The sequence below is a fragment of the Halopseudomonas sp. genome (genome assembly GCF_036961105.1).
Taxonomy (GTDB): Bacteria; Pseudomonadota; Gammaproteobacteria; order Pseudomonadales; family Pseudomonadaceae; genus Halopseudomonas.
Window position 1 is genome coordinate 1 of record NZ_JBALWW010000011.1, and the last position, 19046, is coordinate 19046.

General features: G+C 59.4%; 20 protein-coding genes. 12 read left to right on the plus strand and 8 right to left on the minus strand.

The genetic code is table 11. The annotated features are described in order from the left end of the window. Positions 1–113: 113 nt before the first annotated feature. Together V7756_RS11760 and V7756_RS11765 are read right to left on the minus strand one after the other, a co-directional pair. Positions 114–287 carry a hypothetical protein gene (locus V7756_RS11760; RefSeq protein ID WP_335610368.1) on the minus strand — a complete coding sequence of 58 codons (174 nt, stop codon included), beginning with the start codon at positions 285–287 and terminating at the stop codon, positions 114–116. Continuing rightward, positions 281–1747, minus strand: a complete 1467-nt coding sequence (locus tag V7756_RS11765; protein WP_335610369.1) for a CHASE domain-containing protein — start codon at positions 1745–1747, stop codon at positions 281–283. Before V7756_RS11765 ends, V7756_RS11760 begins: the two co-directional genes overlap by 7 nt. Before the next feature lie 602 nt (positions 1748–2349). On the opposite strand from V7756_RS11765, the gene V7756_RS11770 reads away from it, so the two are divergent. Next, a complete protein-coding gene (locus V7756_RS11770) occupies positions 2350–2994 on the plus strand; it encodes a DUF2959 domain-containing protein (RefSeq protein ID WP_335610370.1) in 645 nt (214 codons plus the stop codon). A gap of 96 nt (positions 2995–3090) precedes the next feature. On the opposite strand, the gene V7756_RS11775 is transcribed toward V7756_RS11770, so the two are convergent. Further along, the gene (locus tag V7756_RS11775; protein WP_335610371.1) at positions 3091–4218 is read right to left on the minus strand and encodes a zinc-binding dehydrogenase; all 1128 of its coding nucleotides are present in this window, start codon (positions 4216–4218) and stop codon (positions 3091–3093) included. A gap of 318 nt (positions 4219–4536) precedes the next feature. Between V7756_RS11775 and V7756_RS11780 the strand changes: the two genes are divergently transcribed. From V7756_RS11780 to V7756_RS11830, 11 genes are all read left to right on the plus strand, one after another. Beyond that, a complete protein-coding gene (locus V7756_RS11780) occupies positions 4537–5448 on the plus strand; it encodes a YihY/virulence factor BrkB family protein (protein WP_335610372.1) in 912 nt (303 codons plus the stop codon). A 216-nt stretch (positions 5449–5664) separates the two neighbouring features. Next, the gene (locus V7756_RS11785; protein ID WP_335610373.1) at positions 5665–6864 is read left to right on the plus strand and encodes a serine hydrolase domain-containing protein; all 1200 of its coding nucleotides are present in this window, start codon (positions 5665–5667) and stop codon (positions 6862–6864) included. A 27-nt stretch (positions 6865–6891) separates the two neighbouring features. Next, entirely contained in the window at positions 6892–7458 is a 567-nt protein-coding gene (locus V7756_RS11790; protein WP_335610374.1) for a hypothetical protein, read from the plus strand. Between the two features lie 201 nt (positions 7459–7659). After that, the gene (locus V7756_RS11795) at positions 7660–8148 is read left to right on the plus strand and encodes a GFA family protein (RefSeq protein WP_335610375.1); all 489 of its coding nucleotides are present in this window, start codon (positions 7660–7662) and stop codon (positions 8146–8148) included. A gap of 78 nt (positions 8149–8226) precedes the next feature. Further along, positions 8227–9015 carry a class D beta-lactamase gene (gene blaOXA, locus V7756_RS11800; protein ID WP_335610376.1) on the plus strand — a complete coding sequence of 263 codons (789 nt, stop codon included), beginning with the start codon at positions 8227–8229 and terminating at the stop codon, positions 9013–9015. A 117-nt stretch (positions 9016–9132) separates the two neighbouring features. Beyond that, positions 9133–9663, plus strand: coding sequence for an AAA family ATPase (locus V7756_RS11805; protein WP_335610377.1), 531 nt, complete (start codon positions 9133–9135; stop codon positions 9661–9663). A gap of 145 nt (positions 9664–9808) precedes the next feature. Then, positions 9809–10417, plus strand: a complete 609-nt coding sequence (locus tag V7756_RS11810; protein WP_335610378.1) for a hypothetical protein — start codon at positions 9809–9811, stop codon at positions 10415–10417. A 72-nt stretch (positions 10418–10489) separates the two neighbouring features. Next, positions 10490–11167 (plus strand): response regulator, encoded by a 678-nt coding sequence (locus V7756_RS11815; RefSeq protein WP_335610379.1) that lies wholly within the window; start codon positions 10490–10492, stop codon positions 11165–11167. Beyond that, positions 11164–12534 carry an ATP-binding protein gene (locus tag V7756_RS11820; protein WP_335610380.1) on the plus strand — a complete coding sequence of 457 codons (1371 nt, stop codon included), beginning with the start codon at positions 11164–11166 and terminating at the stop codon, positions 12532–12534. Before V7756_RS11815 ends, V7756_RS11820 begins: the two co-directional genes overlap by 4 nt. 115 nt (positions 12535–12649) lie before the next feature. Then, positions 12650–13006: a MerR family transcriptional regulator gene (locus tag V7756_RS11825; protein ID WP_335610381.1), complete on the plus strand. Its 357-nt coding sequence runs from the start codon at positions 12650–12652 to the stop codon at positions 13004–13006. A gap of 48 nt (positions 13007–13054) precedes the next feature. Beyond that, positions 13055–13435, plus strand: a complete 381-nt coding sequence (locus tag V7756_RS11830; protein ID WP_335610382.1) for a carboxymuconolactone decarboxylase family protein — start codon at positions 13055–13057, stop codon at positions 13433–13435. Between the two features lie 103 nt (positions 13436–13538). Here the strand turns inward: V7756_RS11830 and V7756_RS11835 are convergent, their stop codons facing one another. From V7756_RS11835 to V7756_RS11855, 5 genes are read right to left on the minus strand one after another with little or no spacing between them, the layout of a single operon-like run. Next, complete coding sequence (locus tag V7756_RS11835) at positions 13539–14360, minus strand: SDR family NAD(P)-dependent oxidoreductase (protein ID WP_335610383.1); 822 nt, start codon at positions 14358–14360, stop codon at positions 13539–13541. Positions 14361–14408: 48 nt separating this feature from the next. Beyond that, complete coding sequence (locus V7756_RS11840) at positions 14409–15338, minus strand: ABC transporter permease (RefSeq protein ID WP_335610384.1); 930 nt, start codon at positions 15336–15338, stop codon at positions 14409–14411. Beyond that, a complete protein-coding gene (locus V7756_RS11845; protein ID WP_335610385.1) occupies positions 15338–16444 on the minus strand; it encodes an ABC transporter permease in 1107 nt (368 codons plus the stop codon). The genes V7756_RS11840 and V7756_RS11845 overlap by 1 nt, the downstream gene beginning before the upstream one ends. Then, positions 16437–17957, minus strand: coding sequence for an ABC transporter ATP-binding protein (locus V7756_RS11850; protein ID WP_335610386.1), 1521 nt, complete (start codon positions 17955–17957; stop codon positions 16437–16439). Before V7756_RS11850 ends, V7756_RS11845 begins: the two co-directional genes overlap by 8 nt. Continuing rightward, the gene (locus V7756_RS11855) at positions 17954–19045 is read right to left on the minus strand and encodes a BMP family ABC transporter substrate-binding protein (RefSeq protein WP_335610387.1); all 1092 of its coding nucleotides are present in this window, start codon (positions 19043–19045) and stop codon (positions 17954–17956) included. The genes V7756_RS11850 and V7756_RS11855 overlap by 4 nt, the downstream gene beginning before the upstream one ends. Position 19046 lies beyond the last annotated feature (1 nt).

Sequence of the window (19046 nt, forward strand, 5' to 3'; positions counted from 1 at the left end):
TACCCTGACATTCTGGAGTGCCCATATAAAAACAAAGCCCCGGCTAAAGAGCCAGGGCTTTGTCAGCAGTCTGAGGCCCTACCGGGCCTCTTTTTTGGGCTTGATCAAGCATCTTACAACTTGAGTAGCCCCTCAATAGAATAAAGATCAACATCGCTTTTAATGCCGTACCACTCCCACTCATCGACGATAATCAACGCAATACTCAGGGAAATATTGGCCGGTGGCGGGCGACCGCAAAGCCGCATTTTCTTAATACCTTTGATCCGCCCATCGCGCATCAACACCCTTTCACTCTATTGCGACCCGCATTTTTCGCGCGGTAGAGCGCAGCGTCTGCCTGTTCTTTGAGTTCTTCCAGACTGTTGGATTCGCTCGGTACCATTGAGCACACGCCTGCGCTGATGGTCACTCGTTTGCTGATATCGGAAAGCTCGTGCTGCATTGCCGCCTGTTCAATCGCGGCTCGACAGGCTTCGGCAACGAGGCTGCCGTTGGCCGTGTCGGGCAGAATGATCGCGAACTCTTCGCCTCCGTAGCGGGCCAGCATGTCGGTCGGCCTGCGCACGACGCCTTGTAGAATGCGCGCGACATTCCTCAGGCACTCGTCACCAGCGGGGTGCCCGTACTGATCGTTGTAGTGTTTGAAGTGGTCTATATCCAGCATGATCAATGACAGTGGTTGGCTTTGTCGCATACCGCGAGCCCACTCCTGCTCAAGAAACTGATCAAAATGCCGTCGGTTCGCCAGCTGGGTCAAACCGTCGGTGAGGGACATCTTTTCCAGCTTCTCCTTGCTGGCAACCAGCGCGCGGTTCCGATTGACGTTGATCAGCGCGTAGATCACCAGCAATGCGATGAAAAAAGAACCAGACACCATGATCAGCGCCGGCAGAAAGCTACGTCGGGCATCAACGTAGGTCTGTGATGGCTTGGCTTGAATCTGCCACGTGCGGCCGGCCACGTCGGCCAGCAGGGTTTTATAACCCATGTCGCTCACCCACCTGGGGTCTGCGGGATCGGCGTTGCTGTACAGCTGGTTAGGTTGCGCACCGGTAATATCTACCACCTGAAACAGCAGATTCGGGTTATTCCTGATACCAATCGCCTGGTTGGCCAGCTCACCAACCAGAAAGACGCCATTGATGTAACCATAATGGGCCTCGCGCCGTTGTTCCAGGTTGGTCGGTCGGCCCTTATAAAGCGGAGCGAATACCAAAAAACCCTGTTTCTTTTCCGTCTCTTGCACCAGCTTGATGCCAGCAGTTGCAGCCATCCTGCCCGTGTCGCGTGAGGCTTCGATCGCTGCGCGGCGGTTGGCTTCACTGGCCAGGTCAAAACCCATCGCAGCAGCGTTCTTGTCCAATGGCGCTATGAACTGCACAGGGACGTAAGCGCTGCGTTCTGCTACAGGAATAACTCGGTTATCAGCATCCCTTTCGCTAAGGCGCCAACCCGGAAAATGGCGTTGTTGTTCCTGTTCAAAGGTCGCTATCTGGCTGCGCTCGATGACCGGGGCCCAAGCAAAGGCCATGATTACCGGTGAACGCTCGAGTATGCCATCGGTGATGGACTGGAAGCGCTCTGCGTCCATACCGGGCACAACCTCGATGGCTGCTTTCAAAGCAAAAAGCACCTCAAGGTTAAGAAGTACCTCTCGCTCCAATACTGCCGCAATCTGTCCAACATCCCCCTGGAATTCGTTGGAAATAGCCAGGGTCTCCTGAACGTAAAAGCTACGGCTCATTGCCGCGCAAAGAGACATCCCCAGTGCAGCGAGGGTCGCGATAGCGACGAAGGGAGAGCGCTTCAACTTGGCGCCGTCGGCCGCATGGGCTCAAGGGTTCTAACGCTGCTCACGGCAGGGGGCTCCAATGTAATGATGCAAACGAGTAAACACGGCCACTGACCGTGCAGCAGTTCGTGAATATGAGGGCCCATGAGACAAACAGTTCCGCACAGGTGCAGGGTAAAGCAGGCAAATTGCCAGCACCATCACTCCGTGTCATAACATTGCTCTCACTCAGGTAACAGCAGCCCCTGCTGAATGGGCAAGGCTGCTGGCAATCACGCTGGTGTGATTTCAGCATCCAGGCATAGGCTGAGCGTGAACCTGAGTGCCAACGGCGGTTTTTCAGACGGGGCTTCAGGCTTAATGCCACATTGCCCTAACCTTTCTTCCTCAGGCCCGGCGCCTGTACGATGCACAAATGTAATTGGCAGGTAATTGGGGTCAGATGAGTAGCATTCACTCGGCCTCGTGCACCGGGCGCTCCCCTGCTCTCGCGTCACAAGGGCGTTCATCAGCGTTAATCGAACGGGTCTGAATTCAGCTAAAGGTAAGGACACATGTTATTAGGTCGTTGTTTTTTAATTTCTTTTTTGCTGCTTGCACTGACCGGTTGCCAGTCGGCGTACTACGGCGCGATGGAGCGGGTTGGCGTTCACAAGCGCGACATCATGGTCGATCGGGTTGAGTCAGCCCAAGAGGCGCAGACCGACGCCAAAGAGCAATTCGAGTCGGCGCTGGCGCAGTTCCGTTTCATTATCCAGATCAAGGATCAGGATCTGGCGACACGCTACGACCGGCTGAACGATGAGTACGAAGACAGTAAAGCCGCCGCTGAATCGGTGACCGAGCGTATTGATGCAGTCGAAGACGTGTCCGAGGCATTGTTCGATGAATGGGAAGATGAAATCGAGCTGTACAGCAGCGCCAGCCTCAAGCGCCAAAGTGCAGCCAAGCTGAGCCAGACACGACGGCAGTACCAGGGCCTTATCAAGGCAATGCGCAGCGCTGAAGCGCGCATGGCGCCGGTATTGCAAGCCTTCCAGGATCAGGTGCTGTTTCTGAAGCACAATCTGAATGCGCGGGCGATCGACTCGCTGCAGGGTGAATTGGGGAGTATAGAAACCGACGTGGCCCAGCTGATCAGAGAAATGGAAAAGTCCATTGCCGAATCAGACGCCTTTATCAGCAGCCTCAAAAATTAGGCTGCGCCAGATTCATTATTTTGCAGGGTTTTCATGCAGGCGCTGGAGCCAATCTGACTCCAGCGCCGTTATAGGCTTTACAGCCAGAGCCTAAGCTTAGCTCTGCGGTTTGATCAGAAACTTCTCTCCCGTCGCCTGTTTGCCGTAAACCGCCATCGATTCCAGCTTCAACGCACCGGCCAGTGAGACCTCGTGGGTGTAGTTACTGGCGAAGGTGGTTTTGATTTCGGCGGCGACGCGTTTGCGCATGGCGGCGGCGGTGTCCTTGCCCAGTTTGCCTAACGCATTGAACAGCAGGAAGCCGTTCACACCCCAGGCAAAACCGAAGGCGCGGTTCAGCGTAATGGGGCCGCGATCCAGGCCGCCATAGATATACACCTGCTTGTAGATATCGGACCCGTACACGCTGTATTCCGTCATGTTGCGCGAGACCGCGGCTTCCATGCAGGTGAGGATGTCGCTGGCCAATTTGCCGCCACCAATGGGGTCGAAGGCGATGGTCGCGCCGGTGTCGATCAGTGCCTGGGTCAGGTCGGCCATGAAGCTGTCGCTGCTGGAGTTGACCACGTACTTGGCACCCAGGTCGCGCAGCAGGGCTTCCTGTTCGGGCTTGCGGACGATATTGACCAGGTCGATGCCGTCGGCAATACAGATGCGGTTGAGCATCTGGCCCAGGTTGGAGGCGGCGGCAGCGTGGACGATGGCCTTGTGGCCTTCTGCGCGCATGGTTTCGACCATGGCCAAAGCGGTCAGCGGGTTAACGAAACTGGAAGCCGCCTCGACTGCGGTGGTGCCCGGCTCCAGTACCAGACAGCTTTGCACATTGGTGCGCAGATACTTGCGATAGCTACCACCGCCGATGAAGGCAACGGTCTTGCCCATCAGGGCCTGGGCAGCGGCCGATGAACCCGCTGCGACCACGGTACCGGCGCCTTCGTTACCCACGGGTATCGACTTGCCAATGCGCTTTTTAACCGCGCCCATGAACTTGGCCGGCACATCGGCAGTGATCACCGGGCGCTCGGCGCTGCCGGATTGCTTGGCCGTGGTCATATCGGCCGCGCTGAACATCACGCCCAGGTCAGAGGGGTTGATGGGGGCGGCTTCGATGCGGATGATCACGTCGTTTTCGCCCGGCTGGGGGATCTCGATCTCGCGCAGAGCAAGCTCCAGCTTGTTGTCTTCGCTGATGGTGGAAATGAGTTCGATGTTGGTATCTGACATTTTTATTCTCCTGAAAAAGCTAGGTGCTTTGGCGCGGCGCTAACCAGCATTACCCCATTAGCTGCCACATAAGTTATCGCATGAAATGGCGGCAAAGCTTGCGCCTGCGTGATCCGCATCGCTGGATTGTGATCGTAGCGGAAACTGGGTGCACATTAACATTGTCCTTATAGATAACGGCGAGAAAGAGTGGCGACGCCAGAGTGAGCCGTTGGTCAGGCCCCGCCGCTATGCCTACAATGGCCGCTTACCCGCGAGTTTTAATTCGAGACAAGGTGTTTTGACTATGGTGTTCAGCTTCCACAGTAACCTTACCCCATGATTAAGTACTGGTTCAGCATCGTCCAGGCCGCGGTCAAGAACTGGCTCGATAGCCAGGCCTTTATCTACGCGGCTGCCCTGGCGTTCTTCACAGTATTTTCCATAGCGCCGGTTCTGATTGTGGTAGTAGCTCTGGTTGGCCTGGTTGTAGGTGAGAGTGCTGTGCAAGGCCAACTCTTTGCGCAGTTGGAGGGTACCCTGGGCCCGGAAGCCGCAGACACCATACAAACCGCGGTGGCCAACTCGCAGATCGATCAGAGCGGCATCTGGCCGGCATTGATCGGGATTTTTGCCACCATTGTGGGCGCCACCACGGTGTTTGCCAAAATGCAGCAGTCGTTGAATCAGATCTGGGGCGTCGCGCCTCGCCCTGCGCGTAACAACCTCTGGGTGTTCATCAAAAGCCGCCTGTTGTCGCTCACCATCATTCTGTCAATCGGCTTTATTCTGCTGGTATCGCTGATGCTGTCCGTGGTTTTGCGCGCCATTATGGCTTTTGCTCAGGATTGGCTGCCGGTGCCGCCGGGCACCATGGTTGGGCTGGAGCTGGGCCTGTCGCTGATCGTGACCACGCTGTTGTTTGCCGCGATGTTCAAGATCCTGCCCGATGTACTGCTGTCGTGGCGAGAGGTGCTGTTGGGCGCCTTTATTACCGCGGTTCTGTTTACGGTGGGCCGCTTTCTGATTTCGATCTATCTGGCCTACACCGCAACGGCCTCGGCCTATGGCGCCGCCGGCTCGCTGGCGCTTCTGCTGCTATGGGTCAACTATTCCTCAATGATCCTGCTGTTCGGCGCGGCCTTTACGCGGGCGCACCTTGAAGGTAGCGGCAAGCCGGTCTGCCCCAAGAGTACGGCGGTGCGGGTGCAGCGCGAATTGATTGCCGAGGCCCCGGAAAGCTGCGGCTGAAATGATGGCGCCCAGGTGCACAGCTGTGCGCTTGGGCGCGACCTTAACTGGCATTATTTCCGATCTGCGCCAGCGCCTGAACGCCAAGGCACGGCAGGCGGAGCATTCCCCTACCGACTGCCGCCCAATCACGCTTGCTTATGCAGTTGGCAACATCCACCAAAGCCCGCCCCACTCCCCTAAGATACGCATACAAAAACAAGAGGGAGCATAAGCATGAAAAAATGGATCATCTCGATAGCCTTGCTACTGGTAGTGGGATGCGGCATTTTCTGGGCAACGGCCGATCAGGATATGCGCCGGCTGGTTCTTAACATGCCCACCGATACCAACGTGCTGTTCTGGTCTACCGAGCAGCGTGACGCCGGCTTTCGCGCCCTGGACCGTGTGCCACTGTTGAGCAAATCGCGGGTTATTGCCGCTGGCGGCAATGTGTATCCCCTGCCCGCAGGCGCGCCGCTGGATATTGGCCTGGATGTGGATGCCTACATGGCGTCGCAACGCGCCGCGGCGCTGATCATCGTGCAGGATGGCAAGGTGCGGCTTGAGCAGTATGGGCTGGACTTTGGCCCCGAAGGGCGCTGGACCAGTTTCTCGGTGGCCAAATCCTTTACCTCCACCCTGGTGGGCGCGGCCATCAAGGATGGTTACATCAAGAGTGTCGACGACATGGTGTCGGACTACATCCCCGACCTCAAGGGCTCCGCTTACGACAACGTGACCATCAAACAGCTGCTCACCATGACCTCCGGCGTGGCCTGGAACGAGGATTATGGCGACCCGCAGTCAGATGTAGCGCAGTTCGCCTCCCACAAGCCCGAGCCCGGCGTGGATGTAACCGTGAGCTACATGCGCCAGCTTAAATCCGAGGCAGAGCCCGGCACCAAGTGGGTGTACAAAACCGGCGAGACCAACCTGATTGGCGTGCTGGCCAGCTCCGCCGCCAACAAGCCGCTGGCCGAATACCTTTCCGAGAAGGTCTGGCAGCCCTTTGGCATGCAACAGGACGCTACCTGGCTGCTGGGGTCCACCGGGCATGAAGTCAGCGGCTGCTGCGTGCAGGCCGCTACCCGTGACTTTGCCCGCTTTGGCTTGTTCATCATGGGCGGCGGCAAGGCCGGTGGCGAGCAGGTATTACCTGATGGCTGGATTGCCGAGGCTACCACCAAGCAGGCAGACATCGGCCGGCCCGGCCATGGCTACGGTTATCAATGGTGGACGCTGGATGATGGCGCCTACATTGCCCAGGGCATTTTCGGCCAAGGCATCTTTATCGATCCCAAGCGCCAACTGGTGATCGCCTCAAACGGCAACTGGCCGCAGGCAACTGATCGCCAGGGCGGCGACCAGGGCCAGGAGCGTTTGGCTTTTTACCGCCAGGTGCAGCGGGCCATTGATAACGAGACCCAGCGCTGATCAATCTTCCCCAAGTGGGTATAGACCATGAAAGGATTTGCATTTTGCGCTCTGCTGTTACTCGCCGTGGGTAGCGCGCAAAGCATCCAGGCCCGTTCGCTGGCGCATGAAGTGACGCTGCCACCCGTACAGGGATGGCAGATCACCGCAACCCGGAAGGTCAGCTCAGTGAGCTGCGCTGCACGGCGACGTGACACTGAAGGGCAGCGACTGTACCTATCGGCCAGGGTCATAGCCGACCGCGAGGCCACTTGGGAGCTGCAGGTCACCACTCGCCTTAGAGCCCTGCTGGACGTGGCGCAAGCAACTGCGAGCGTGCTGGTAGAGGATACGCCAGTCGCCACAGGTCAGGTGTTGGCCCTAGGCGAAAGTACAGGCAGCCAAGGCGCCGGGCGCTATGTTCGCTATGAATTTGCGGAGCTGGCGGGCGGCGTGGTGGCGATAAAACCGGCGTCTGCGGTCGAGCTCGCGGCGCCGGGTTTGGCGCCATTGCAGATTGGGTCTCTTGCGCCAATAGTCACGGCCCTGGAGCAATGCCAGCGAGACAGCTTGAACCCAGCCTTCTGGAATAAAGCGGTAACCCTCTGCAATTGAACAGCGCGGGACCGTAAGGCGATGCTTTCAATCTATCCCGGCTATTACTGCCTACCCCGTGTTTTTCGGTGAACCTGTCGCTATCCGCTAAACGCGTCGTCATACCGACTGAACCCGAGACGAGTTTCGTGATCTCTGTTCTAGCAGCCTGCGTACCCTTCATCCGATCCAGCATGCTGCATCAGCCACCGGAGGTACCCCATGCACCTGGAAGGTTCCTGCCACTGCGGCAGCGTGCATTTCTCGCTGGAGTCCGCAGAGCCCTACCCCTTTTGTCTGTGCTACTGCTCCATCTGTCGCAAGACGGCAGGCGGCGGTGGCTATGCCATCAACCTGGGAGGTGATCACCGCACGTTGAAGGTGGAAGGTAAAGAGCACCTGAGCATCTACCAGGCGATACTGACCGATAACGAGACCGGCGAGCAGCGGCAAAGCTCGGGGCAACGACATTTCTGCAGCCTGTGTGGCAGCGCGCTCTGGCTGTGGGATCCGAGCTGGCCCGATCTGGTGCACCCGCTGGCCTCTGCCATCGATACGCCGCTGCCGGTGCCGCCGGAGCGCACACATTTGATGCTCGGCTCCAGGGCGCCCTGGGTTAAAGTACATGCTGACCCGAACGACAAGCTGTTTGACGTGTATCCCGACGAGTCCCTGGCCGAATGGCACGAGCGGCTGGGGCTCAAAAGCTAGCGCTCCCCTTCTCGGCGATGCATCAACCGCGGCCTGCATGCCGCGCAACGTACAACCGATCAACACCCGTGAGCCCAGATGCCGAGACTGACCCTCTACCTGCTGTTTCTCTTAGCCTTGCCACTGCAGGCCGCCACTCAGGAGCGCACCGATTGGGCTGCCAAGTTCGCCGTGCTGGATGCCGTGGGCACCATTGTGGTGTTGGATGAACGCACGCCCGACAAGACCACCTGGGTGCACAACCCCGAGCGCGCCGCGCAGCGCTTCTCTCCCGCCTCCACTTTCAAGATCCCGCACACCCTGATGGCGCTGGACGCCGGAGTGGTGCGTGATGAGTTTCAGGTATTCCCCTGGGATGGCGTGAAGCACAGCTACGCGGGCCACAATCAGGACCAGACCCTGCGCTCGGCCATGCGCAACTCCACGGTATGGGTGTATCGCGGTTTTGCCAGCGCCATTGGCGAGCCCAGGGCCCGTGCTTATCTGCAGCAGCTGGATTACGGCAACGCCGACCCCTCTGTGACCCGGGGTGATTACTGGATCGACGGCAAACTGGCGATCTCGGCGCAGGAGCAAATCCGTTTTCTGCAGCAGCTGTACCGCAACCAGTTGCCCTTCAAGCTGGAGGATCAGCGGCTGGTAAAAGACCTGATGATAGTGCAGGCCGAGCGCAACTGGATCCTGCGCGCCAAGACCGGCTGGGAAGGCCGTTACGGCTGGTGGGTGGGCTGGGTAGAGTGGCCTCAGGGCCCGGTGTTTTTTGCGCTCAACATCGACACGCCCAACCGGGCAGACGACCTGCACAAACGCGAAGACATTACCCGCGCGATTCTGCGCACCATTGATGCGCTGCCCGCAGCAGAGTGACGGAAGCGCAGCGCCCAATTTTCTTCACCGTCCTGCACTCGTCAGCACATCGCTGCGCGGACGCGCGGAGCAGCCATGCATTAAACTACCGCGCCAACAGGACGAGCAGAGTTCCGGATGCAACGAATCAACGTGATAGGCACTACCGGCAGCGGCAAGTCCACCTTTGCCCGGCAGTTGGCCGACAGGCTTGATTGCCCCTGCGTGCATATGGATCAGCTGTTCTGGCTGCCGCAGTGGGTAGAACCCACCGATGCGGCATTTTTCCCCAAGGTCGCCAGTGCCGTCTCCGGCCCGCGTTGGGTGCTGGACGGCAACTACAACCGCACCAATGCGATCAAATGGCAGTACGCCGACACGCTCATCTGGCTCGACTACTCCTTTGCGCGCACGTTCTGGCAACTGTTCAAACGCACTTTGCATCGCGCAATCACTCAGCAGGAGCTGTGGCCCGGCACGGGTAACCGTGAGTCGTTCCGCCGTTCTTTCCTGTCGCGCGATTCGATCTTTCTGTGGCTGTTCAAGAACTATAAGCGCAACCGCGCGCGCTATCAGCAGCTGCAGCAAGCGATGGAGACCAGCCAGCAGATGCGTTTTATCCGCCTTACCCGCCCTGCGCAGGCGCGCCGGTTGCTCTCCAGCCTGTAAACGTAGACGGTCAACCCGAGGCCGTAACAGGTGAGCAGCCGCTCGTTCAGCTGCCGTTCAGGCAGCGTTCAGCCAACGTTCAGCCGTGGTCACGCACTATCACTCTCGAGCTTTCAAACACCCATTGTCACTCGAGAGGCAACACATGAAATCGACTTTCACCAGACTGGTTCTAGCGACTCCCCTAGTATTCGGCGCTGCCACAGCGGCCCATGCCGACAGCAACTTTGCCGGCTTGACCTGGGGCCAGACCAGCAACAACATTCAGAAATCTTCGGCGCTGAACGCCAATCTGAACCACCCCAACTTCGACAGCGTAATCAACAATGAGCGCACTTGGGGCGTGCGTGCCGGCCAGCAGACTGACACCGGCCGTTACTACGCCACCTATGAATACATCTCTGGAAGCAATAAGGGCCTGAAGCTGCGCCAGCAGAACTTTCTGGGTAGCTACGATGTGTTTTACCCGCTGAATGAAACCGGCACCCAGCTATTTGGTGGCGGTACTCTGGGGCTGGTCAAGTTCGAGCAGAACAGCTCAGGCATCTCGCGTGACAGCAATATCAGTTATGCTGCCGGTCTGCAGGCTGGTCTGCTGCAGGACGTGAACCAGAGCGTTTCGCTGGAAGGTGGCTACCGTTACCTGCGCAGCAATGCCAGCACAGACTTTGCACCGCACGGCGAAAGCTCGCTGGGTTCGCTCGATCTGCACAGCAGCGGCCAATGGTATCTGGGTGCAAACTACAAGTTTTAACTGGCAGTTGGATGTGCCCGGGCCACCCTAGCGGTGGTCCGGCTTCATTCCAGATGAAGAGGACAGGCAAACATGAAGCTGCTGGTCGTGGAGGATGAGGCGCTGCTGCGTCACCATCTCTATACCCGACTCGGCGAACAGGGCCACGTAGTGGACGCGGTCGCTAACGCCGAAGAGGCGCTCTATCGCGTCGATGAATACCACCATGATCTTGCCATCATAGACCTTGGTCTGCCAGACATCAGCGGGCTGGATCTGATCCGGCAGCTTCGCAGCCGCGACAACACTTTTCCCATCCTGATTCTCACCGCCCGCGGCAACTGGCAGGACAAGGTAGAGGGACTAGCCTCTGGCGCTGACGATTACGTAGTCAAACCCTTTCAGTTTGAGGAGCTGGAGGCGCGCCTCAATGCTTTGTTGCGCCGGTCCTCAGGCTTCATTCAGTCGACGATCGAAGCCGGCCCGCTGCTATTGGACATGAACCGTAAACAGGCGCAGATCAATGGCGCAGGCATGAACTTGACTGCCTTTGAATACCGTATTCTCGAATACCTGATGCGCCACCACCAGCAGGTAGTACCCAAGGAACGGTTGATTGAGCAGTTGTATCCCGACGATGACGAGCGGGACCCTAACGTGATCGAGGTACTGGTGGGTCGCCTGCGCCGCAAGCTGGAACACAGCGAAGGTTTCAAACCCATAGAAACCGTGCGCGGCCAGGGCTATCTGTTTACCGAGCGCTGCCGATGAGTTCTGCCTGGCGTCGTGTGCGAAGGCGCTGGTCTTCCTCGCTGCGGTTGCGCCTCATGTTTGGCAGCGCGGTGCTGGCTGTGCTCTTCATGCTGGCCTTGTTACCCGCCTTGCGTAGCGCCTTCCTGATTGCGCTGGAGCAATCGGTTGAGAAGCGTCTGGCCGCCGATGCCGGAATCCTGATTTCTGCCGCGCGCACCGACGACGGAAAACTGACCATGCCAAATCAGTTGCCCGACGAGGAGTTTGATATCCCCGATGCGCAGTTACTGGGCTTCATTTATGACCGTGACGCCAACCTGCTATGGCAGTCCCGTTCGGCTCAGGATATCGCCGTCGTCTATCTGCCGCAGTATGACGGCGGCGGCAATCGGCTGTTGCGAATCACCGATCGCAGCGGCGCCGAATTCTATGTCTACGATGTTGAAGTAAATCTGCTGCGCGGTGAAAGCGCCGCCTTCAGCATTGTGACCATGCAGCCGGCAAGCGATACCCAGACACTGTATCGCGGCTTTATGAACCAGCTCTATCTATGGCTGGGCGTCGCCCTGTTAGTGCTGCTGGGCCTGCTGTGGTTTGGGCTGACCTGGGGCTTTCGCAGCCTGCGCGGACTGCGCAAGGAGCTGGATGAGGTGGAGGCCGGCACCCGTGCAAACCTGAGCGAGGAGCATCCCAGCGAGCTGCTGCGTCTGACCAGTTCCCTGAACCGGCTGCTGAACAGTGAACGCCAGCAGCGCGAACGCTACCGGCATTCACTGGATGATCTGGCGCACAGCCTCAAAACACCCCTGTCCGTGCTGCAAGGCACCAGCGAAATCATCGCCAGTAAACCCGAGAACCGCGAGCAGACGCGCATCCTGCAGGGGCAGATCGAGCGCATGAGCCAGCAGATCAGCTATCAACTGCAGCGGGCCAGCCTGCGTAAAAGCGGCCTGGTGCGGCACCGAGTCCCCTTGCAGCATTTGATAGACAACCTCTGCGAAGCACTCGACAAGGTGTACCGCGATAAACAGGTGACTGTACAGCGCCAGTTCGATCCCTGGCTGGAGATCCCCATGGAACGCGCTGCGCTACTCGAGCTAATGGGCAATCTGTTGGAGAACGCCTATCGCCTCTGCCTGGGCCAGGTGCGTATCAAGGCCAGTATCGCTCAGGGCGTCTGTGAGCTCTGCGTGGAAGACGACGGCCCCGGTGTACCGATCGATCAGCGTGAACGCATTCTGCGCCGTGGCGAACGGCTGGACGCGCAACATCCTGGTCAGGGGATTGGCACAGCCGTGGTCAAGGACATTCTCGAAAGCTACGGCGGCGAACTCTTTGTGGAAGATTCGGAGCTAGGTGGCGCAGCATTTCGTGTATGTATCTGAGCACCTGCCACGCCCATTAGCGCCAGTGGCGTTTATCCTAATAAAAATCGTCCCTGCTTGGCCCCGTAGAGCTGGCCTAGCGCGTCCTTGCAATCGATATACCGAGAACCCAGCCATGAATATGAGCGCTTTTGCCGCGCAGACGGGGCTATCAGCCCATACCCTGCGCTATTACGAAAAGATAGGGGTAATGCCGCATATCCAGCGCAACAGCAGCGGACACCGCGCGTTTACCCTCCGTGATCTCGAATGGGTCAGGTTTGTCACCCGTCTCAAGGAAACCGGCATGCCGTTGGAAGGCATACTTGTGTACGCCGGGCTGCGAGCGCAGGGCGACAGCACGCTGGACCAGCGTCAACAAATACTAGAGATGCACCGCGACGCCTTGAAGCTGAGAATTGAAAAAGAGCAGCTGCATCTGCAAGCGCTGGAAACGAAGATAAAACACTACCAGGACATTCGCTTGACTTAGAGCTTACTCAAAGAGGCATGGTTACTGCTCAACTACAGGAGCAGCATTATGACCACGAACAGATATCAGGCGGGATTGGCAAAGCTGACCGAAATCGACGGCGAGGCGGGCCACAAGGTTATTGAAAGCCTGGAGGGCGTTTGCCCTGACCTCGGCAAATACACCATCGAGTTTCCCTTCGGTGACATCTACTCCCGACCGGGACTCGACCTCAGATCGCGAGAGATAGCGACCGTCGCAGCGCTGACCGCCCTGGGCCATTGCGCTCCACAACTAAAGGTCCATGTGAACGCAGCCTTGAATGTCGGTTGCACCGCGGATGAAATTAAGGAAGTTGTCCTACAAATGGCTGTGTACGCAGGCTTTCCAGCAGCACTGAATGGCATGTTTGTGGTGAAAGAAGTGTTGGCAGAGCGCGATCTTTTATGACCGCAGGCCGGGATAAAACCCGGCCGTCCCAGGCAACCCGGTTGGGCTTTTCTTCCTGGGCAGACCAGGTTCCATCTCGGCCAGCAGCCTCAACCGCGGCATATCACGCCGGCACGGACCCGCCCTTCGCAGGTAACTCCAGTTTGGCCTTCGTCTCGGCGTCTTGCGCCTCTCGATGAATGGCGTAAGGCCCCCAGGCCTGGCGCACCGGCACTATCTCCAGGCGGTTGATGTTCATGTGGGCTGGCAGCGCGGCGATGTAGGCCACCTGCTCGGCTACGTCTTCTGCCGTCAGCGGCACGGTATCGCGGTAGACCGCATCGGCGGCCGTTTCATTGCCCGAGTTGCGTACCAGACTGAACTCGGTTTCCGCGATACCCGGTGACAGATCCGTCACCCGCACGCCGGTGCCCTGCAGGTCACAGCGCAAATTGAAGGAGAATTGCTGCACAAAGGCCTTGCTGGCCCCGTATACATGGCTGCCGGGATAAGGGTTGCCGGACGCGGTAGAACCGATATTGATCACACTGGCGCCCGCCCCCCAGGCGATCAGCCGTGGCAGCACCGCGTGGGTTACGTTGACCAGACCGGTGATATTGGTATCGATCATGGTATGCCAGTCACTCAGGTCTACCGCCTGCGCAGGCCCGGGTGCCAGCGCCAGACCGGCGTTATTGACCAGCAACTGAATATCACCAAAATCCAGCGGCAACTCGTCAATCGCGCGCTTGACCGCCGCGGCGTCACGTACATCCAGTTGTAGCGCCAGCACAGGCGTGCTGGGCGACAGCTCGGCGGCCAGCGCGTCCAGCCGCGCCTGACGGCGCCCGCAAATAACCAATGCCCAACCGTTCGCCGCCAAGCGGCGGGCGCTGGCCGCACCAAACCCCGAGGTTGCCCCGGTAATCAAAGCTACACCTTGCATGCAAAAATCCTGTTCAGTTATTTCAGGTAAGAGAGTGTGCGCGCCGCGTCAGCGACGCTCCTCACGAATAAAGGGTTCACCCAAGGCACCTGGCTGACTGCTGTTGTCACGGCTGACGATGGCCACCCAGATCATCACCCCCAGGGTGACCGCATAGGGCGTCATGAACACGAAGTATTGCGGCAGACGGATGCCGGACGCTGCCATCTGCGGAATCAGCGCCTCGATGCAGCCGAACAGCAAAGCGCCAGCCAGCGCCTTCCAGGGCGCCCAGCGGGCAAAGATCACCAGGGCCACGGCAATCCAGCCGCGCCCGCCAACCATGTCGGCAATCCACATCTTGGTGCTCAGTACCGAGATGTAGGCGCCAGCCAGACCAATCAGCGCCGACCCAGCGGCAATCGCTGCGCAGCGGTAAGCCAGCACCGGGATGCCCGCCGCATCAGCAGCCTGCGGGTTTTCACCCACGGCGCGCAGACGCAAACCGGTAACGCTGCGATTAAGTCCCAGCACCACCAGCAGGAAGATGATGGGCGTGAGGTAAACCACCGGATTCTGGATAAACAGCTTGCCCACCACCGGCAACTCCGACAGCGGCCAGATAGACACCGACTGCAGCCCGCTCACCGGCTTGTTGGTCCAGTTCATCAGGGTACCCAGCAATCCCGTGAGGCCCTGGCAGAAGAACACCAGCGCCAGACCAGCGATCACCTGGTTGATGCGCATCACCAGCACCATGAGTGCGAACAACTGCGAGACGGCTGCGGCGGCAATCATGGCGATGACCAAGGCCCAGACAGTGGCGCCCCCGGTCATCAGCGAGGCGCCAATGCCCGACAGCGCGCCGACCAGCATCAGGCCTTCTGCGCCCAGCGCCAGCACGCCGCTACGTTCAATCACGATCAGGCCCAGCGCGGCCAGAGCAAAGGGCACGGCGAAGTCGGGAATATTGCCGATCCAGCTTGCGATCATGTTCATCAGCCCTGCCCTCCCTGAATGCGGCGAATACGGTGGCGGATAAAGAACTCCGATGACGCCACACAGATCACCAGAATCGCCTGGATCAACTGCACCATGGAAAACGGAATCTGATAAAACACCTGCAAGCTACGCCCGGCAACAAAGAGTGTGGCCACCAGCATCGCCACTACCGTCGCCGCGATGGGCTGATTACGCGCCAGGAAGGCAATCAAAATACCGGAGAAGCCGTAACCGACATAAAACGAGTGGGTCAGACGCCCCTCCTGCCCGGCGGTGACCATAAAACCGGCCAGCCCGGCGAGCGCACCAGAGAGCAACACGGTGCCCAGAATCACCCGATTGACCGGCACCCCGACCGCCCGCGCGACGCCCGGGCTGTTATCCACAAAACGCAGGTACAGGCCTGCACGCGACACACCGGTAAACCAGAGCACAAAGAGCGCGACCAGCATGGCAATCACCACCGCCAGGCTGAGCCCATCAAACAGCTCCGGCAGGCGCTCGAACACGCGGTATTGCGGCGAATAGGGGAAGGAATCGCGCGGGTCTTTCCAGCTGCCGTACACCAGGTGCAGCAGAAAATTGAGCGCGATGTAGTTGAGCATCAGCGTGGAGATGATCTCGTTCACCTTCAGATGCAGCTTCAGCAACGCCGGCGCGACGGCCCAGAGCAATCCGCAGGCCAGTGCGCAGCACATCATCAGCGGCACACGCAGTGCTGGCGGCCCGATCTCGAACAGGGAGATGGCGGTAGCGCCGATGGCGCCCCAGATCATCTGACCCTCCAGCCCCAGGTTCCAGAAACGCGCGCGAAACGCCAGGCAACCTGCCAGACCGACCATGATCAGTGGCGCGGCCTGGAACAGCACCGCGCGCAGGCTCTGGTTATCGAACAGGGTAAGAATCACAAACTCGTTGAGCAGCTCGCCGGCCGGCACGCCGGCAGCGACCAGAATAGCGGCGGAAATCAGCAGGCCGACCAGCAGCGCCAGCGCGATGACCAGCGCCTGCCAATACCAGGCCATCTGCTGCCGTACTTCCAGCGTGTAGCGCCGCGCCAGCAAAGGCTGAAAGTTGCTTGAAGAGTTGCTTGCATCAAACATGGTTCACCATGGCCTGCCCTATCGCCTGGCGGTCTGCCGGTTGCGCAAACTCGCCGATAATTCGTCCTGCCGACATCACGCCAATGCGGTCTGCCAGCGCCATTACTTCGTCCAGATCCTCGCTGATCAAGAGCACCGCCGCGTCGGCGTCGCGCGCACTGCGCAAACGCTCGTGAACCGCCAGGGTGGCGCGCACATCCAAGCCACGGCTGGGGCTGTGCACTATCACCAGTTTTGGTTGGCGGTTGAACTCGCGGGCGATCACCAACTTTTGCGCGTTGCCGCCCGACAGGAGTGCGGCCTTCTGCTGCAGAGAGCGCACGCCTTGGACGTCAAACTCGGTCACCGCGGCGGCCGTGTCGGCGTCAATGCGGCTGCGGCGCAGGAACCAGAACGGCCCATAGCGGCCGCTGTGAATCTCGCCCATGGCAAAGTTGTCGCTGATCGACAGTGGCGCCGCCAGCGCAGCGCTGTAGCGATCCGCCGGGATACAGGCGATACCCAGCTCACGACGGCGTGCCGCGCTCAAACTGCTCAGCTCGCCCTCGCCCACCAGCGCCATGCTGCCGCTGACCGCCTCCGGCAGCCCCATAAGCGCGTTGGCCAACTCACTCTGGCCATTGCCGCCAACGCCGGCGATGCCGTAGATTTCACCCGCGCGCAGGCTGAGGTTCACGCCGCGCAGTACCGGGTTGTTGGGGTCGGACGAGCACAGGTCGCTGACCTTGAGGCGCACCTCGCCCGGCGCGCGACTGGCCGGGATCTGCGGTGGCGTGGGTGCATCGCCGACCGTCAGCTTGACCAGTTCGCCGACCGAGGCCGATTGCGGCTTCAGGCTGGCGACCGTGCGGCCGCTGCGCATGACCGTGACCTGGTCGGCGTAGCGCATCACATCATTCATCTTGTGCGTCACCAGGATGACGGCAGCGCCCTCCTGCTGAGCAAAATTCTTTACCGTGGTCAGCAGGTTTTCTGCTTCCGCATCGGTGAGTACTGCGGTGGGTTCATCCAGAATCAGGATGCGGGCACCGGCCAGCAGCACCTTGAGAATCTCAACGCGCTGCTGCTCGGCAACCGACAACTGATCAACCCGGGCAAAGGGATCAATGCTGAAGCCCAGCTTGGCCGCCATGGCCTTGATGTCCTCGGCGGTCTGCTGCAAGCGTTTGCGGTAACCCAGGGCCTGATCAGTGCGCAGGCCCAGCAGGATGTTTTCCGCAACACTGAATGGCTTAACCAGCTTGAAGTGCTGATGCACCATCCCGATACCCTGGTTGGCAGCATCCAGTGGCCCCTTGAGGCGCACCAGATTGTCGTCAATGAACAGCGACCCGGTCTCAGGTGCGTACAGCCCAGCGGCGATGTTCATCAGCGACGACTTGCCGGCGCCGTTCTCACCCAGCAAGGCATGCACCTCACCCCAGCAGGCGGTGAAAGACGCCTCTGAAAGAGCCTTGAAACCGTCAAATGACTTGCTGACGGCATCCAGTTGAATCGCGTTCGTATGACTCATTGCTGCGTAATCACTCCCTTGACGAACCAGTCCATCGACCACAGCTGGCCGTCGTCCAGGCTCTCGCCTGCGGCTGCCTTTACGTTGCCGTCACGGTCAGAGATCGGGCCGGCGTAGATCAGCTTTTCGCCGTTGAGCAGCTCTTCACGCGCCGCCATGATCTTGGCCTTGTCTGCTTCGCTCACCGCCTTGCCGCAGCAGGCTACATCCGTACCGCCCTGCTCCATCGACAACAGCGCGCCGTTCTCGGCGGGCTTCCAGTTACCTGCCATGATCTTCTTCAGTTCAGGCGCCAGGAAGCGATCCCAGACCCAGACGGAGGAGCAAACGGTGGCTTCAGGGGCGAATTCGCTCATGTCACGGTGGTGACCGGTGCCGTATACACCGCGCTCCTGGGCGACGATCTGCGGAGTTGGGCTATCAACGTGCTGGCCGATGACATCCGCGCCCTGGTCGATCAGCGCCGTCGCAGCGGCGCGCTCCTTGACCGGATCATTCCAGGCGCCGGTGTAGATTACGGTCACCGTGGCTTCCGGGTTGATTTGCTGCGCGCCCATGGCAAAGGCGTTAACCGTCCAGTTCACCTGGCCGAAGGGGTTGGCTGCGACAAAGCCCAGCTTGCCGGTGGGCGAGGCTGCACCTGCTGCCATGCCGCACAGGTACTGACTTTCATAGGTGCGGCCGTAGAAGGATTCCAGGTTGTCGGAATTAGTGGTGCCGGAGCCATTCAGGAAGGCGACATCGGGGTACTTGTCCGCCAGCTCCTTGAAGGTATCGGAATAACCGAACGCCGTGCCGATGATGATGTTGGAGCCACGCTGAATCAGACGCTCGACCGTGGGTTTGATGGCCGAGGCGGTTTCCGGCACGCTTTCCACGTACTGGATCTTCTGATCGATGTCTTCTTCCAGACGCATGCGCGCCTCGTCAAAGGCCTGGGTCCAGCCGCCGTCATTGCGCGGGCTGATATAGAGCATGGCGATCTTCGCCGGGCCCTTCAGAGTAAAGCCTTCGTCCGCTGCCGAAGCAGTATTCATCAGGCCGCACGCGGCCAGAGCACATACCGTGCCCGTAAGCAGTTTCTTCATT

Excerpts from the sequence above, each read along its gene's own strand:
- V7756_RS11810 (WP_335610378.1), top strand. The coding sequence starts at position 9,809 with ATGAAATCGACTTTCACCAGACTGGTTCTAGCGACTCCCCTAGTATTC.
- V7756_RS11840 (WP_335610384.1), bottom strand. The coding sequence starts at position 15,338 with ATGAACATGATCGCAAGCTGGATCGGCAATATTCCCGACTTCGCCGTG.
- V7756_RS11770 (WP_335610370.1), top strand. The coding sequence starts at position 2,350 with ATGTTATTAGGTCGTTGTTTTTTAATTTCTTTTTTGCTGCTTGCACTG.
- V7756_RS11825 (WP_335610381.1), top strand. The coding sequence starts at position 12,650 with ATGAATATGAGCGCTTTTGCCGCGCAGACGGGGCTATCAGCCCATACC.
- V7756_RS11765 (WP_335610369.1), bottom strand. The coding sequence starts at position 1,747 with ATGAGCCGTAGCTTTTACGTTCAGGAGACCCTGGCTATTTCCAACGAA.
- V7756_RS11855 (WP_335610387.1), bottom strand. The coding sequence starts at position 19,045 with ATGAAGAAACTGCTTACGGGCACGGTATGTGCTCTGGCCGCGTGCGGC.
- V7756_RS11835 (WP_335610383.1), bottom strand. The coding sequence starts at position 14,360 with ATGCAAGGTGTAGCTTTGATTACCGGGGCAACCTCGGGGTTTGGTGCG.
- V7756_RS11820 (WP_335610380.1), top strand. The coding sequence starts at position 11,164 with ATGAGTTCTGCCTGGCGTCGTGTGCGAAGGCGCTGGTCTTCCTCGCTG.
- V7756_RS11790 (WP_335610374.1), top strand. The coding sequence starts at position 6,892 with ATGAAAGGATTTGCATTTTGCGCTCTGCTGTTACTCGCCGTGGGTAGC.
- V7756_RS11830 (WP_335610382.1), top strand. The coding sequence starts at position 13,055 with ATGACCACGAACAGATATCAGGCGGGATTGGCAAAGCTGACCGAAATC.
- V7756_RS11785 (WP_335610373.1), top strand. The coding sequence starts at position 5,665 with ATGAAAAAATGGATCATCTCGATAGCCTTGCTACTGGTAGTGGGATGC.
- blaOXA (WP_335610376.1), top strand. The coding sequence starts at position 8,227 with ATGCCGAGACTGACCCTCTACCTGCTGTTTCTCTTAGCCTTGCCACTG.
- V7756_RS11780 (WP_335610372.1), top strand. The coding sequence starts at position 4,537 with ATGATTAAGTACTGGTTCAGCATCGTCCAGGCCGCGGTCAAGAACTGG.
- V7756_RS11815 (WP_335610379.1), top strand. The coding sequence starts at position 10,490 with ATGAAGCTGCTGGTCGTGGAGGATGAGGCGCTGCTGCGTCACCATCTC.
- V7756_RS11805 (WP_335610377.1), top strand. The coding sequence starts at position 9,133 with ATGCAACGAATCAACGTGATAGGCACTACCGGCAGCGGCAAGTCCACC.
- V7756_RS11795 (WP_335610375.1), top strand. The coding sequence starts at position 7,660 with ATGCACCTGGAAGGTTCCTGCCACTGCGGCAGCGTGCATTTCTCGCTG.
- V7756_RS11845 (WP_335610385.1), bottom strand. The coding sequence starts at position 16,444 with ATGTTTGATGCAAGCAACTCTTCAAGCAACTTTCAGCCTTTGCTGGCG.
- V7756_RS11850 (WP_335610386.1), bottom strand. The coding sequence starts at position 17,957 with ATGAGTCATACGAACGCGATTCAACTGGATGCCGTCAGCAAGTCATTT.
- V7756_RS11775 (WP_335610371.1), bottom strand. The coding sequence starts at position 4,218 with ATGTCAGATACCAACATCGAACTCATTTCCACCATCAGCGAAGACAAC.